The organism is Frischella sp. Ac48 (assembly GCF_019641635.1).
GTDB lineage: Bacteria > Pseudomonadota > Gammaproteobacteria > Enterobacterales > Orbaceae > Frischella > Frischella japonica.
The window spans coordinates 202,183-219,030 of sequence record NZ_JAETXP010000009.1 but is presented as its reverse complement, the minus strand read 5'-3'; the positions used below and the strand labels follow the sequence as shown (position 1 = coordinate 219,030).

The 16,848-nt window shown below is 35.6% G+C and carries 12 protein-coding genes; 3 read left to right on the top strand and 9 right to left on the bottom strand.

Annotated elements, in window-relative coordinates:
* From csy3 to cas1f, 6 genes are all read right to left on the bottom strand, one after another.
* Positions 1 to 1,029: a type I-F CRISPR-associated protein Csy3 gene (gene csy3, locus JMI89_RS05795; protein WP_220679548.1), complete on the bottom strand. Its 1,029-nt coding sequence runs from the start codon at positions 1,027 to 1,029 to the stop codon at positions 1 to 3.
* Positions 1,030 to 1,062: 33 nt separating this feature from the next.
* Complete coding sequence (gene csy2 / locus JMI89_RS05790) at positions 1,063 to 1,986, bottom strand: type I-F CRISPR-associated protein Csy2 (RefSeq protein WP_187754599.1); 924 nt, start codon at positions 1,984 to 1,986, stop codon at positions 1,063 to 1,065.
* Positions 1,986 to 3,365 (bottom strand): type I-F CRISPR-associated protein Csy1, encoded by a 1,380-nt coding sequence (csy1, locus tag JMI89_RS05785; RefSeq protein ID WP_220679547.1) that lies wholly within the window; start codon positions 3,363 to 3,365, stop codon positions 1,986 to 1,988. The genes csy2 and csy1 overlap by 1 nt, the downstream gene beginning before the upstream one ends.
* 69 nt (positions 3,366 to 3,434) lie before the next feature.
* Entirely contained in the window at positions 3,435 to 3,758 is a 324-nt protein-coding gene (locus JMI89_RS05780) for a hypothetical protein (RefSeq protein WP_220679546.1), read from the bottom strand.
* Positions 3,759 to 4,120: 362 nt separating this feature from the next.
* A complete protein-coding gene (gene cas3f, locus JMI89_RS05775; RefSeq protein WP_220679545.1) occupies positions 4,121 to 7,477 on the bottom strand; it encodes a type I-F CRISPR-associated helicase Cas3f in 3,357 nt (1,118 codons plus the stop codon).
* Entirely contained in the window at positions 7,474 to 8,427 is a 954-nt protein-coding gene (gene cas1f / locus JMI89_RS05770; RefSeq protein ID WP_220679544.1) for a type I-F CRISPR-associated endonuclease Cas1f, read from the bottom strand. Before cas1f ends, cas3f begins: the two co-directional genes overlap by 4 nt.
* A gap of 385 nt (positions 8,428 to 8,812) precedes the next feature.
* Between cas1f and JMI89_RS05765 the strand changes: the two genes are divergently transcribed.
* Together JMI89_RS05765 and JMI89_RS05760 are read left to right on the top strand one after the other, a co-directional pair.
* Positions 8,813 to 9,868 carry a DUF1176 domain-containing protein gene (locus JMI89_RS05765; RefSeq protein ID WP_220679543.1) on the top strand — a complete coding sequence of 352 codons (1,056 nt, stop codon included), beginning with the start codon at positions 8,813 to 8,815 and terminating at the stop codon, positions 9,866 to 9,868.
* Positions 9,869 to 10,697: 829 nt separating this feature from the next.
* A complete protein-coding gene (locus tag JMI89_RS05760) occupies positions 10,698 to 11,459 on the top strand; it encodes a DeoR/GlpR family DNA-binding transcription regulator (protein ID WP_220679542.1) in 762 nt (253 codons plus the stop codon).
* A gap of 17 nt (positions 11,460 to 11,476) precedes the next feature.
* Here the strand turns inward: JMI89_RS05760 and JMI89_RS05755 are convergent, their stop codons facing one another.
* Positions 11,477 to 12,295: a Cof-type HAD-IIB family hydrolase gene (locus JMI89_RS05755; protein ID WP_220679541.1), complete on the bottom strand. Its 819-nt coding sequence runs from the start codon at positions 12,293 to 12,295 to the stop codon at positions 11,477 to 11,479.
* A gap of 381 nt (positions 12,296 to 12,676) precedes the next feature.
* Here JMI89_RS05755 and JMI89_RS05750 point away from each other — a divergent pair, with 381 nt between their 5' ends.
* A complete protein-coding gene (locus JMI89_RS05750) occupies positions 12,677 to 13,279 on the top strand; it encodes a hypothetical protein (RefSeq protein WP_187754591.1) in 603 nt (200 codons plus the stop codon).
* A 99-nt stretch (positions 13,280 to 13,378) separates the two neighbouring features.
* On the opposite strand, the gene clpB is transcribed toward JMI89_RS05750, so the two are convergent.
* Both clpB and citX read right to left on the bottom strand, forming a co-directional pair.
* Positions 13,379 to 15,949: an ATP-dependent chaperone ClpB gene (gene clpB, locus JMI89_RS05745; protein ID WP_187754590.1), complete on the bottom strand. Its 2,571-nt coding sequence runs from the start codon at positions 15,947 to 15,949 to the stop codon at positions 13,379 to 13,381.
* Between the two features lie 283 nt (positions 15,950 to 16,232).
* Positions 16,233 to 16,778: a citrate lyase holo-[acyl-carrier protein] synthase gene (gene citX / locus JMI89_RS05740; RefSeq protein ID WP_187754589.1), complete on the bottom strand. Its 546-nt coding sequence runs from the start codon at positions 16,776 to 16,778 to the stop codon at positions 16,233 to 16,235.
* Positions 16,779 to 16,848: the final 70 nt, after the last annotated feature.

Below are 16,848 nucleotides of genomic sequence, written 5' to 3'. Positions count from 1 at the left end.
TTACTCCTTACCACTCGCCCCAAAGACACCACCACGAATTAATACGGCAATCACATAATGTTGTTGTTCCAAACTTGGCTGCTCACCTTTTAAAACCCAGTTATCAAACAAAGTATAAAAATCTATTTTTTGTTTAGGTTGGCGGAAAGCATGCCCCATAGTGGTTACCGAACCATAAGGTTCAATCGCAATTGGAAATTCCGCTTTTTCATCATACCAGGTATCGATAGTACGAATTGCATTACTGACTTTTTGAGAATGCATCGCTGCTTGACCATTTTTGCCATAAAGCACTTTGCTTTTTTCTTTACCGGTATCTAAAATTAATTCTTGTGATGGGTAAACTTCTTGTCCTAAGCCCATTTTTAGTGTTGCGGTAACATCAAAGATCACAAATTTTTTATTGGCTAATCCTGCTTCAATAAGATCCGTCAATGCTTGAACAGATTTATTATCATAATCAAAACTGTTAAGCTGATAATTTTTGGCATCAACGTTAGCAACGTCAATTATCTTAGCCTCATCTTTATCATTGTGCGCTTGATAACTCACGATAATATTAATTTGCTCGGCTGCCATACGGTTTCGCCACAACCAACGACCATTTAAAATATTAATGGCATATCGTTTTGCTAACGCTTTTAAGCCAACATCTTTAATATATTCTTGAGTTGTCGTTGTTAACTGTTCTTGATATTCAACATCATTACATACTGATGGTTTACCGGTAAAAGGTAACACTTTACAGCTCCATGTCACAATTAAAGTATCTTTATCGGCATCTAAGGCCGCAACATCGACGGTCTGTAAATTAGGTTTTTGAATTTCGGCATCTAATTTAGCGGGATCGCTAGCAATGGCATTTTTAAGGCGATTCGAAATGGTTCCGCGTACTGATTTTTCGGTTAATCGAATTGGAGATAATATTTTAGGATTCGCAGAACTTGGCTGTGAAAAAACAGCATCAGAAATATCAAAACTACGTTCAAAAGCTAAAACGGATGCGGTAGTGATTTTACTTTTACTCATAATAAATTCCTTATTGTATAACTTTAAAATTATTTAATTATTTTTTTGATTAATGATGTAAATCTCTGCACCATTTGATTGCAATGTACTGCATTGATAGCGCCAAAACGCTTGTGATAAGTTTTCCTTTAAGCGTAATGGAAATACCCATTTACCCAGTCCATAAATACATTCAACAAATTGTGATTGATGGTCATTACTCCGAGCTTCTTGCAACTTACCAGCAGCAAATAACGGTGATATTGCTTGATACCCTAATGGTATCGGGACTAACCAACCTCGCCCCTGTTTGACTGATGTGGTTTGCCAGTGTTCTTTCTCTTGTGGATGATGATGCAACATCGCTGTTTCGATTAAAGCATCAAGCGCGGTTGCATTAGGATCTTGTTGTTGTAACTCAGCTGTGATCTCTTGCAGATCTTGCTGTGCTTCAACTAATACAAAAGCAGGTAATAACAAATTTGCTAATGTTTCGTCTGATGCATCAGAGGGAATTAATTTTGCATCACCAATTTCTAACACATGACCGCCAGCAATGCGCTGTTGGTACAGTTTTTGTTTCATCTGATTAATAAATTCATTCTTTTGATCGTCATCATAAAGTGCTTCAAAATTTTCTATTTTTACTTCAATCAGCAATGAAACATCAAGATGCACTCGTCCCTCTTCGATAATTGCGCGGGTATCACCATTTTTAGCCACTGGATTGCGGGTTAATCGAAAAGTATAATCACTATAATCATTAGGTCGATAAACTTGTACATCACACTCATGGCAAGCAATCAATACTCCATCTAAATAAATAGGATCAGTCGATTCAATTTTACGGTTTAATGCATGAATAGCACCAACAAAACCCGAAATAGCGGGAAATCCGTAGGTTAATGGGCTGGATATCGCATTAGCATTATGAATTTTGACATGATCAAAAAACAGATAGTAATTTAATGTTTCCATTAAAAGATCCCCTCCTTTTTACGCTGACTTGCTTTGACAGCGGCGCTTAATTCTTTACGCCACTCCATAAATTCCGGATCACTAAATTGCTGTTGAATATTTTCAAATTTTTTTACTAAAGCATTTTGGATCCAAAAAGCAAAGTCTTTTTCTAGTTCAACTATCCATTCACCTTTATCATACTTTTGTTTAAAATCTTGCTCACCGTCTAAATTAGACCGCTTTGGATCTAACCATAATTTTTGATTAAATTTGAGCGAGTAATCACGACTCCAGCCCGCCGGCATGGTTTTTTGAATGTGTCTGGCATATTTAAGTAATAACGATAAAATAACGGCAAAAGCATCTTTGCGATTATCACGCTCTTCAACATTGTTTTTGGGCGCTTGAACCATATCAAACAACAATCTAAAGCCAAAGCGACAAAAATATTGCATTGAATTTGTGAAAATGGTTTCTTGCACCTTATTAATTGTTAAAAAAGAGGATTTTTCAAATTTAGGCGGCATTGACGGTAATAAAAAATTACGTCCACCTTGATTACAGGTTAATTGACTAACACCTTGTGGATTGCTGCCCCCCAACTTAACCACGGCTAAGTGATGAAACGAAAAATAAGATTGATGTTCAATTCCTTTGATTCTTCTTTGTTCTCGAGCCTTTTTATTCTCGTCAGAAAATCTTGTTTGTACTTTTTGATAAACCAAGTGACATAATGATGATGGATACAACGGAATTAACAGACGGTAATGATTATCAACCCCTGAAAGATAAGTATCTTGACTATTTGGCCAATATAATTGTTTATTAAGTTCAGATGCTTTTGGATTATCAAAATTATTAAAAATCGCTTTTTTTAAATTAGCTAAATAAACCGCTGCCTTTTGCTCATCATCCGATAACGCCGGCAAAACAGCAGGATGATTTTGTATAATTAATTGCAATAATGTGACATCATCTTTTACAAACTGATTAAGTAAAGAAAAGATATCAAGTGCTGCAGCATTTCCAGAACAATTAATACTTAAAGTTGATGGTGTCGCTGACGACACATAATTTAACGTAACCGGTTGATTTTGTGCAAAATAATTAACATCATCTGCTGGGCTGGATGGATGAATACCCCTTGAAATATGACTACCAATAGTAATCCATGAAATTCTTCTGGTTGCGGCATCTTCCATCCAAGTTTCAAAATCAAATCGTTTAACTAAATCATTAATTTTTTGTTGAGATTCATTAATTGCCGATACATCATTTGCTTGCTTAGCTTTATCCAGTTTTGTCACTTCACTTTTATAATTAGCATTATTATTAAGCCGCTGCTGAAGAAAGTCGACAATAACCTTTCTTATATCTTGCCAAGAAATATCTTCCATTGGCCCTCCTTAATTTCCTTTTATTAAACGAAAAAAGTCCATAAAAATCATGGACCTTAATAATTATAATTATGATGCTTTAAATCTTATATATAACGCTAATAAATTAAGTGCTTTATTGCTATACAGCCACTTATTAGTAGCATTAAGATATCGGTACTTAGGTTGATCAAGTTCTAATTTCTTAATTAAATATTCGATTTCTTTGGTTGTCGAAATATTTAATATTTTCATTAGTTCTGTAATTGAAAAGTATTCAACCGATTCCGGCAAAAAAATTACAGACTCATCATTAGCAGCCAAAGTGCTAATTGCAAAATTTTGCAATTTATTTAACACTAACTTATCAGTCGGAAATTGATTTTTCATTATATATAATTTATCATTATTCATAATTTTATACTCCTTTTTGGTATTGGGGTTAAAATTCAAACCTCAGATGTTGGCGCATTTGGGGTTTTTTTATATTTTAACCAAAAAAATAAAAATTACAAGTTTGTCATCATTTTTTATCAAAAAAAATAGAAAAAAATAAATCTGAATACACATTCATAGGGAAAATAAATAAAGAAATAAAAACCGCCTACACGGCGGTAAACTATCTTACTTCTAATAAATTTGAACAAACAATCATATTTCTAAGCTACCTATTCGGTAGTCAATGCAAGTATAGTTTAATTATCTATTTATATCTAGCTATAACCAGTTTGTTTAGATATTTTGCGTACAACACTTATTTTTGGATATAAATTTTACTAACCACTATTTTTAATCTGATAAAACCCAAAATATGGGTGAAAATACCAACGATATTGACTGTTTAAGGTAACGCTGCAAAATTCATTAGCTAATCGATATTGATTTTTATTGGGAAAATGGTCTGCCAATTTTTCTAGCGCTTGTTGAACCGTATTAGTTAACCAAGGTTGAATATACGGATGATCGAATGTCCAACTGTCATCATATGAAATTAGATTGTTTTGCGTATCTTGGCAAAGTTCATTGGGTATTTGCCAAGCAATATTGGCATAACTGAACGAATAATCACCATTTTCATCAAGCTGACAAATAAATTCATCTTCTTGATGATTTTGCATTCTAAAAGGTGAAATTAATTGTAAATGCGAACAATGATGATGCGCTAAATCGGGTTGCCAATAACTCGTAACATAATTACTATTTCGTGCATTAAGTGCAAATAGATGTGCCATCACTTTATGCTCCAATTCGGCAAGGGTAAACTCATCTTGTGTTGAATTAGTTATGCGTGGTGTAGCATCAATATTTGCTAATTGTTGTTGCGGTATTAATTTATTGGTTTGATGTGTCGTAAGTAAAAAAGGTTTTTGTTCAAAACCAGGCTTACAAAAACACGCTGAACCGACACCATAGTTCACACCCTGCTTAATTGATTCAATATTACTGCCTAAAATAGCAACATTAGGGCTTTTAGCAACTTTATTGGGGCGATGGCGCCATACTCGACCAACTAACTGTATAATTGAACGCATTGATGACGGTTCAATAATGGCCCAATCGTAATCATGGTCTCGCCCGACTTCGGTTACTGGCGTACCTATCACAATAAAAATATGATTTTTTTGCTCACTATCTTTGATCGCATCAATAATTTCTGGTTGCTTAAAAATTGCTTTTGGATCAGTACGATTTAAAATTCTATCTAACTTTTGCTCTAATTGGTTACGCAATAATAATAACTGTCTAGCATGATAATCGACAATATGAAATACTGTATTTTTAGGAATTTTAGTTTGCTGATAAATCTGTTTAGTTAAGGCAATTAAATCTTCAGTATGAGCAAAGCGTATTAAACCTATACTAATTTTTTTCTGGAAATTTATATTTGTCTGATGAAAATTTTTATGAAATTGATAAGCTTGTTTCAATAATTGACTAGCTAGTAAGTCATAATTTAATTTTTCATTTTCTGGTTTCTTATACTGGTAATCCAATAATTCTAAAATATGTCCTTGACGACGCACTTCGCCCTTAGCGAGTTCATTAATGCGCTCAGTAACAAATAGCTGATGTTGTTGGCTAAATGCCGCATTATTTGAAATTTGCGTAATTGATTGCTGATACTCATCAAACCAACCACAGACGATCGAATCATTATTACGTTGATGGTTTTGATTCCATATTTTTCGTCCCGCTTGATAAGCCGCAAATAAACCCGCAATTAAATCAGGCGTTAAAGTTGCCGATGACAATAACACTTTACTCCCATAAAGTCCGGCTAAATGAACGAGCCGCGCCAAAGCTGGCAAGTCATTTTGGTCAAAATCATCAGGCTCATCTAAAATCAAATCTGAGGTAAGTAACCTTAAGGTCGGCGCAATATATTTGCCACCTCGTATGCATTCGCTGGCTTGAATAATATGATCAATAGTACATGTAACAATCGGCGCATAAATTAGTTGACGAGCTTTGCTATTTTCAATAATTGTGCCTAATTCACTATCCGCAATACCACTTTCTGCCACATCAACATAGTCATCGACCAATGATTCTATCGATTCGCTACCCTCTTGCTCTAAATTATCTTTTGAGATACTCTGCTGTTCTAAATTTGATTTTTGTAACTTTTCTTCATTCTCTAACTCAAATAACGTTTGCGTTGCTCGCCCGCCAACTAAGATCGCTAAATGTTCATCGCTAAGCTGTAGTTTTTCACGCAGCGCTTTACCGGTTTGCAAGGTTAAAACACGTAAACCTAAGGCAATGGTAAATCTAACGCCACGTTTAGGATTCGCCAGTGCATACATAATTCGACCATTGGCAAGCGTTTTACCGCAACCAGTGGATGCCATATTTACACCAAAAAAGCCTTGTTCATCGCTTAATGATTGATAATGCTTAGCGATATCATAAGCATGATTTTGCCATTGAAATCGATCGATAGTCGTCCGTTTGGTAAAAGGTTTATGTTGATTAATGGCTGGCAATTCATCAACCATTTTCGGTAGTAAACGCGCAAAACGCGCAGAAAGATTGGCAACACCAATAAGGTGATCATCTAAACACTGTTTCGCCTTTTTAAGATAATTAGTGTTAGCAATCAGAATTTCATGATTTTCATCTGCTTCTTCATTCGATAAAGATAAACTTGAATAATTGTGATCTGCCACCATTAGGCTTAAACGCGACATATGCAATAAAAAGGCATCAATATTCGTTAATTGCATTAAAGGTGGATGAGTTAGCGCCTTATTAGCATAACGGCTGAGTTTTTTTAACCATGCTTGACTTAACGTTATATCGCTTTTAAGTTGCCAAAACTGATTAGGCGAAGGATGTTGGCTAAAACTATTTTTTACCCATTTTTCAACAGCGGTAAGGGTTTTATAAAAACTGGTTGTTTTTAAACCTGAAATATATAAATCTCTGGTTTGTTTCTTATTTTTATCACCATTTAATGAATCAATTAAAAATGGCATTCGGTGATGCGATACAATCAACCAAGCTATCCACTGTGTTAATAAAGGCCACTGCATCAGATCGGTTTTTTCAGTTTTGTTAAGTTTTTGATACCAATTAGGGTATTGCTGCTGATATTGAGAAAAATTTGCCAAACGTTCAAAAACAGCTTGATCTGTTGAGCAGTCTTGAATCATTAATAAAAATAATTGTAACGAAATCCATTCATGACGGTATGGATCGCCAGCCACTTTCTCTGTTGCGCGTAATTTAGATTGAAAACCAATAGTCGCTTTACCAAGATCATGTAATAAACCGGCAATCGTTGTGATTAATTGAATCGTTGTTGCATAATGCCAACTACTTTCATTACCACCTTGTAATATATTGCGTTTGGTGCGATTAGTCGGTACTCGACCTTGCTGATTAAATTGACTACGATCGCCAACAATCCATAAAAGATCGGTCAAATTTTTACCATGAGTCCAATAACAAGCAACGGCTGTATTTTTGCGAGCCGTTTTGCGCAACAATTTATATAAGGTTTGTAATCCATCTTCGGTCATTGCTGTTTGCCATGTCCGTTCACCACAACGCTCAGCAAACTGATCAATAATTCGTCTGGTTTCGGTTAATGCCCGTTTTTTACATTGGCTTACTAATAAAATATTCATGCTTTTTCTGCTATCTGTTTTAATGTATCAATTATTCGATCTAACGCGCCTAGCTGAGCAAATTGTGAAATGCATGCTTGCCGAAACGCTTTTTCACTGTCGCCTTGCTTTGCAGACAAAAAAGCTTGCGGTAAGACTATGCCATCTTTAATAATATCAGCGGCATCAAACACCAAGCCACCACGCCGAGTTTTACCATGCAAAATCGCCAATCCATGCGGTAATCCTAACACCCAACAAGCGGTTGCGCCAAGCCCATAAGCTAAGTAGTTGCCATGATCTAAAAATTGGTTAGCCGGATCATAGCTTTTACCACGGGTACCTTGTTCACGTTTAAATTTATTATCGCTTAACGTTAATTGATTCGCCATACCATACAATGTTTTACTTAAACGCCCTTCTGCTGCGAGCAATGCTTGACTGTTATTTATATTATCAAATTGCGTTATTGCATCATTTATAATACTGTCTAATTGACTTTGATCAATCGCCCAATCAAAATTTGACCAACACTCGCGAATGATTTCCAGGCGACTTTGTTGTAACATTTTAGCCGCTTGCAATCTACGTTCATCGTCAAACCAAAATTGACACCAACGTTGTAAGTATTCCGTTGCACGATATTCACTTTGAGGAGAGAAAAACTGACACGCAAATTCAGCTTCGGTAGAGGAAAAAAGTGGCGTTCCACCACCACCGCAAAACCCAATCATCACGCCAGCGCGGGAAAGCTCTCTTACTGCCGCTTGCGTCAAAGAGGTACCGGTTCCTAACAAAATACAAGTAGTATTAGCAATGGGAATATTCCAATAAAGCGATTGTTGCCCCTGATCGGTAACATACTCAACGCGCCCACCATTAACCAATACACGGCAATGCTCTAGGTAATAAATGTTGGCACGTTTTGAATGTAAGATGGTTTTGAGATCGGTAGCATGGATCATTTCCATAAAAATAACTCATAATCCTTATTCTAATTCTGATAACAAATTAACATTGTTGTGGGTAAAAGACGAGTGTTTTTTAGCGTTGATAATCGGAGATTGCACTTTAAAAAAATTGCTTGGTGCTGTATTTGTTATGTTTGTTTAGCATGAAAATTGGCTATTCTCTGTCAAATCAAACTATATGATCAGGATGATGGTAGTAACCTCTATTTCTAAGATCATTCAATAGAAGAGGTGATTCACTAGCAATGATATTTATCAAATACAAGCTAATAAGGGTATGTTAATGATAAAATTTGATTTAGCTTCAATTTATACCAAATATAATTATAAACCTTAATTTTTATCTGTTATGATAGCTGAAAGATGAATTTTATAGGAAACTGATGTGCTGCGTTTTTATAGTTATTTATCATTGTTTTTATTCATCAATTTGGTTAATGCTCAGGCAAATCAAGTTAACTTTTTTGAACATAAAGATTGGCATATTGTGTGCGATAACACATTGACTTGTCGTGCTGTTGGCTTTGATTATCAAGACCCAGCCAGTGGAGATAATTCAAGTATTTCAATCTTATTAGTACGTAAAGCGGGTGCTAATCAATCAATGAGTGGCTACGTCAGAACAAATGATGACGAAATCGAGCAGCTAAGTGATACCCCTATAACTGTTGCAGTCAATAATCAAGCAATAGGTATCGTAAAAATGGATGACGACCCCTATGAATTACGACCAAAGCAAATTTCATCAATTATTTCAGCCTTAAAAAGCAATGATAAAACGGTAAGTTTTCAGCAAAATAATAAAACATGGCGATTATCGAATGCGGGATTTAACGCCGTTATGTTAAAGATGGATGAAGTGCAAGGTCGCATTGGTACGATAGGTGCAATTATAAAAACGGGCAATAGAGACGAGTCCCAAGTTTATCCATCTATTCCTGCCCCTATAATTAAAAGAGCTGCGGTGATCAGCCCTGAACAAAGTCAAAAACTGACGCTCGATGAAGTGATAAGGCGTTTCCCCGATTTTGAAACACATTATAAAAATGAAGCGGATTGTGATTTTGATTTATCCAAATCTGCTGAAGATAGCGACATACCTTCATTCCAGCTATTTGCATTAAACAAAGATAATGATTTACTTGCTGCCTCTTGTTGGTTTGGAGCTTACAATTTTGGTGAAGCGTATTGGGTTATCCCAAAAGGTACGCCCGCCAATAAGAATGAGATTAAATTTGTTACGCGGAATGGTACCGACTATAGTGATGGTGAAATCTCAGAAATACATAAATCACGAGGAGTCGGGGATTGCTGGAGTCGCACAGATTGGACATGGAATGGACAGCAATTTTTGCTTTCATCAGATCTTACTACTGGATCTTGTCGTGGTTTTGCCGGTGGTACATGGGATCTACCTTATTTCGTTAGCGAAATAGAATGATCACCACTTAGCGATAGTCAAACCAAGTCGTGTGATTCGAATGCGAATCCTAACATTTATGGCTCTTCATGTTCATGATTAAAATTGATTTATAATTATATTCAAGTAAAAGTTATTAAGAAATTATGGAAATTTTCTATTTTATAACGATGATATTAACTTTTACATTAGGTAAAAATCTAATTTAGTTAAGTGACCTTCAATATCTTTAAAACAAATTTTTATTAGCATCGGTTATCACATTACTGAATAACTTATAGAAATTGAACAAGATTTTTTTGTTACAGTAAACATTCAATTCAATTTATGATGTTAGTTGAAACTATTAACTTGTTTATTAACAGCAAATATGCGCTAAGCAAATTGTTGTTTTTTTTAAATAACAACCTAAAAATACCAATAAATGAAATATAAAAATTATTTGGATTTGCTATAAAAATATCATTACGAAAATGCATATAATACTAACCAACCATAATAAAAACTGCTATTGCCAGAAATAACATAATCTCAAAATTAATATTATTCATGATAATTATTTTTATCGATACCCAAGATGGCGAACGCTATAGCTAGTCTTTTTTCTTTTATATAAAAAATATTAATATTTTATTAGATAAGTAAAAATCATTATTGAATAATTTGCATAAAACATATAATACATTATGTGGAGATTTCTGATTTCATCGTGTTAATCAGAGAACAATATAAAGGATTTAGAATGAAATCGTTGATGATGATTCAGCTAATTAAAATCATTTGTCATAGTAACAACATAGTGGAAATTTCTTCAGATATTAGTATTATCATAAATGTTAAGGAAAAATAAATGGTTGACTTTAATGCCTTTCCGGAACAACGACAAGCATACATTCAGCAGTTATTAGCTGAAAAAGGTCGGGTGGTGAGTGCTGATTTAATTACGCAACTTGGTGTGTCAGAGCACACTATCCGGCGAGATTTGCAAAAACTTGCTCGCAACGGAATCTGTAAGCGTGTGTATGGTGGTGCGATCAGTCAGTTAAAACAGTCAGCAAGCTTCGAAACCAGAATAACACAAAGTGTCGATGAAAAGTCCAAAGTCGCAAAACGATGCGCTATGTTGATTAAAAACCATTCCTGTATTTTTATCGATGCCGGCTCGACTTATCTTGCTATGGCAAGTTACATTCCTCAAGATATGGATTTAACCATTATCACCAATTCCCCGCAAATTGCCACCGTGTTAAGTAGCCGTAACAAAGGTGAACTGATTTTAGTCGGTGGCAAAGTTAATCCACAAACCGGTAGTACCATGGGTGCCGATACCGTTAATCAAATTCGTAATATGATTTTTGATCAAACTTTTATTGGCGTTTGTGGACTCGATCCGCAAGCCGGGCTAAGTGCGGTTTATTATGAAGATGCTTGCTTTAAAAAAGAGCTGATTGCGCAAAGTAACGAGGTAATCGCTGCGGTAATTGCCGATAAAATGTTGCAAGTTGCACGCTATAAAGTGGCAACTTGTGAAGATATTGATATTGTTATTGCCAGCCGTGAATCAAAAATTGAAGGCTTTGAACAAGTCAATTTACAAATTGAGCTGGTTTAAGTTCTTGCGTTTTTAGCTTAAGATTCTGCTTTTGGCTGAGCCTGCAAATCCAACATAAGTTGAATGGTTTTTAATACTGCACTTTCATCATTATAACCGGTAATAAATCTAGCAACCGCTTTGGTTTCATCAAAAGCATTACGCATAGCGAAGCTGTATTGAGCCTGCTGGAGCAATTCAATATCGTTATAACCGTCACCAAATGCCATGGTTTGTCCATAATCAACATTTAATAGTTGTTGTAATTTTTTAATGGTATTACCTTTATGCACGTTATGTTCTGTAATATCAATCCATGCTGCTTCAGATACCACAATGTAGGCTTGGTTGTCATAAGGGGTTAAATGGGTACGAGTTTGCGGGCATTGTTGGTTTTCATCGTAAACGGTAATTTTAATAAAATCATCAGTAATAGTTTTAAAATCATCAACTTCAATCATTGCCGCATAAGATTGTCGTACTTTTTGTTTTAACCGCTCCGGCAAATTGGCTTTAATGACCGCACCATTTGCAGTACAGGCAATAATGACATGATTTTTATTAACTTGTTCGAGGGTGGAAATAATTTGTTGGCCTAATTGATTGGCTAAAAATGAGCGGTAGATAAACTCACCATTAAATTTAATTGCCGTCGCACTATCACCAACAATCCAAATTTTATCACGATAATCACCAAACAGCTCTTCTACCCGTTCACACTGCTTACCGGTACAAGCGACAAAATGGATATCCTGTTTTGCTATTTGTTGATACACTTTAGTAAATAGCTGGCGATCATAATCACCTTGATTATTTAAAAAAGTACCATCTAAATCACTGATAATTAACTTAATCATACATTTTTCCTTTCACTTATTTTACGAGATAGATCATTACCGTGATTGATTATGCAACTTTATGCAATATTTGGCAAGATTGATGCTTGATCTATTTTGGTTAATGATTGTAACCTTTATTGACGCAGTAATTTCAACACGCTCTTTAGATTATGGTTTTATCACCTAAAAACTTAGCATTGATTTCGCATTTCAGTTACACGACAAGTTAACAAACTAGCTAAGTTTGACCGCCAACAATAACAAAGCATCAACATCGAGCATGGTGAAACAAATGAAATGCTTAACCATGATTACTAAAATTTATTGTAGAAAAAATTTCATTCATCTAAACTGTATCAGCTTTTGTTTTATAGTTTATGAAACTAAAAAGGAATGTTTATGAATGACGCAACTAAAAAGAAGATATCTTTGACCCAAAAAATAGTTATTGCCGCAGTAGTTTTAGTAGTTTTATTAGCCTTAGCCATTTTTGCCGGTAATAACAGTGAGAGCAAAAAGGAGTCTGAGCCGGAAATTCAATACCCCGCTAATCAAACCGTTTTAATCAATGCATCGTTACTTGCTATTGATAAAGCCAAAAAAGCTGATAATGATATGCAAATAGGTAGTGCATTAAGGGAAAGAAGCAAAACCATTTGTGCCAATATGGGACCATTAGCGGTCGAAGATTGGATTGGAAAGGTAAGCGAAATTGGTTCTAGTTCAGACGGTCTGGGCATTTTGAAGATTGAAATAGCTAAAAATGTTTATCTAAAAACCTGGAATAATTGGCTTTCGGATAGTGACCATAAAACATTAATTCAACCCGCTACACCACTGTTTGATGCTGTTGCCAACTTAAAGAAAGGTCAAAAAGTTAAATTTTCCGGTAATTTCTTTAAAGATAGAAATATCTGTATTTATGAATCAAGTTTAACTTTAGACAGTAAAGTCAAAGAGCCTGAATTTATCTTTAAATTTACTAAAGTCAGTCCTCTATAAGTTGGCTGGTTAAGATTTTTTGTCGGGTAATCATTACCAATAAAAAAACCGGAAAACATGATGTTTTCCGGTTTTTATTTTCATTATTCAACACACAAATTACTGCTTAGCTTCAATGTTATCACCGACTAAATCCAGATGAATAGTTTTACCCGGTACTAATTTCCCGGCTAAAATTTGTTGAGCTAACGGATTTTCAATCTCTTGTTGAATTGCACGTTTTAACGGTCTTGCACCATAAATTGGATCAAAGCCAACTTTAGCAAGCTGTTCTAATGCAGCATCAGAGATTTCCAATTGATAGCCTCGTTCCTCTAAGCGTTTTTCAACATGTGCCAATTGAATTTTAGCAATCGCTTTAATGTTTTCTTGACCAAGTGGGTGGAAGACCACAGTTTCGTCAATACGATTGATAAATTCCGGTCTAAAGTGTTTAGTGACAACGGTCATAACTAACGCTTTCATTTCATCATAGCTTAATTCAACCTGACCTTGAATTAAATCAGAACCTAAGTTAGAGGTCATGATAATAACGGTATTACGAAAATCAACCGTGCGACCCTGCCCATCGGTTAAGCGACCGTCATCTAATACTTGTAATAAAATATTAAAGACATCCGGATGCGCTTTTTCCACTTCATCAAGTAAAATGACGGAATAAGGTCGGCGTCTTACCGCTTCGGTTAAATAGCCACCCTCTTCATAACCAACATAGCCCGGAGGCGCACCAATTAATCGAGCGACTGAATGTTTTTCCATAAACTCAGACATATCAATTCGCACCATGGCATCTTCACTATCAAACATAAAGTTTGCCAGTGCTTTACAAAGCTCAGTTTTACCAACACCTGTTGGACCTAAGAATAAGAAAGATCCTATTGGTTTGTTCGGATCAGAAAGTCCGGCACGACTACGACGAATCGCATTAGCTACTGCTACTACTGCTTCTTCTTGACCAATCACACGTTTATGTAACGCATCTTCCATGTGCAGCAATTTATCTTTTTCGCTTTCCAACATTCTGGAAACCGGAATACCGGTTGCTTTAGATAACACTTCGGCAATTTCGTTATCGGTCACTTTGTTACGCAATAACTTCATAGTTTTACCTTCGAGCTGTGTTGCCGAAGCTAATTTTTTCTCAAGTTCTGGAATTTTGCCATATTGTAATTCGGACATTTTGTTCAAATCACCAGCTCGGCGTGCCTGTTCTATTTCAGTACGAGCTTTTTCCAATTCGGCTTTAATAGTCTGAGTGCCCGAAACTGCAGCCTTCTCTGACTTCCACTCTTCCTCAAGCGACGCATACTCTTTTTCTTTCTCAGCAAGTTCATCATTTAGCATCTCAAGTCGTTTTTTACTAGCATCATCAGACTCTTTCTTAAGCGCTTGTTGCTCAAGTTTAAGCTGAATAATACGTCGTTCAAGTCGATCTAACGACTCCGGTTTCGAATCCATTTGCATACGGATACTTGAAGCCGCTTCATCGATTAAATCGATTGCTTTATCCGGTAACATACGATCCGAAATATAACGATGCGATAATGTTGCCGCTGCGACAATTGCCGGATCGGTGATCTGCACATGATGATGCAGCTCATAACGTTCTTTTAAACCACGCAAAATCGCAATAGTATCTTCAACGGTAGGCTCCGCTACATACACTTTTTGAAAACGACGTTCTAATGCTGGATCTTTTTCAATATATTGACGGTATTCATCTAAGGTAGTCGCACCAACACAATGTAATTCACCACGAGCTAAAGCAGGTTTTAACATGTTGCCAGCATCCATGGCACCATCACTTTTACCGGCACCGACCATGGTATGGATTTCGTCAATAAATAGTATGATTCGTCCTTCTTCTTTGGCTAAATCTTTCAACACCGCTTTTAAGCGTTCTTCAAATTCACCTCGATATTTTGCCCCGGCAATTAAAGCGCCCATATCTAGTGATAAAACACGTTTATTACGTAATCCTTCTGGCACTTCGCGATTGACAATTCGTTGCGCCAGTCCTTCAACAATCGCTGTTTTACCAACACCAGGTTCACCAATTAACACTGGGTTATTTTTGGTACGACGTTGTAATACTTGAATAGTACGGCGAATCTCTTCATCCCGACCAATAACCGGATCGAGTTTGCCTTGTTCGGCACGTTCGGTTAAATCGATAGTGTATTTTTTTAATGCGCCTCGTTGTTCTTCCGCATTTGGATCATTCACGTTATCACTTCCTCTCACTTGGCTTACTGCCTGATTAAATCTTTCTTTAGTGACACCTGATTTTTTAAGAATATCACCAAGACTCCCCTTGTCTTCCAAAACTGCCAGGATAAAGAGTTCTGACGAGATATAACTATCACCACTTTTTTGCGCTAATTTGTCACAAAGATTTAACACGCGCACAAAATCTTGTGATGGTATGATTTCACCACCTACCCCTTGAACTTGTGGTAATCGGTCTATCGCTTGAGCTAACTCTTGTTGTAAAGATGTAACATTAGCACCTGCCGCCGCTAATAAAGGCTTTACACTGCTACCATCTTGATTAAGCATCGCCGAAAGGACATGAATAGGTTCTATATATTGATTGTCTTTACCTAATGCTAATGATTGTGCATCAGCTAAAGCTTGTTGAAACTTGTTAGTAAGTTTATCTAACCTCATATTATTTATCTCCCTTGCAATATTTTGGTTTAAATATAGTGAATAATATTTAAACCCTTGCTTGATGTTAAAATATGTGCTGTTAAATTATTTTCAAGTATTGTTCAACAAATTATTATTTTTAACATTATATTTAGATTATTCAATAAGTTATTATCAAACAATAAAAATACCACCATTTAACTGGCTAAATGTTAAATATTAAAATGAAATACAGAGAATATTGCACTTTGTCATAGATTAAACCATAAAGTAGCAACAATAATCTTATGAGATTATTCTGTTATATTTGCTTTGCATTATAGTTGTTGATGATTTTTTTCATTTCTTCGAAAATTTCTACAACTGAGTGGCGTCTACCTCGTCCACATGCTTTGGCATTATCGCCACAAATTAGACATTTCCTTGGTTTTAGTTCAAAACCAGTGCGCGGAATACTCATTTGGGTGACTGGATCAATAATATCGATATCCCACAAACGACCTAACGGATGATTGTGTTCGATTTCGATACACAATTGTTTTAATTTAGTTGCAATACAAGTGACGGCAATAATGGCCTCAAAACCCGTAATGGCTTCTTCATGTTGCTCATAAACTATCGGTAAATCATTAGCTAATAATGTTTGATGAATGGCATTTAATGCTTGATCAAAAAGAAATTTGGCCGCTGGACTTTTTTTGACAGGTCCGGGAATGACTAATGTTAATGAAATGATTGGCGCTTGGTATTGCGCGATAACTGTTTGCTGATTTTGAACACGTTGTTCTTTGGCTAGCAAAACCTGCTCTAAACTAACAGGTAATCCATCATGAAAATTAATCAACATATTTTTTTTCTCAAATAAAAAATAACACCGAATATATACTATACCACATATAAAAATTCGATGTTATCCT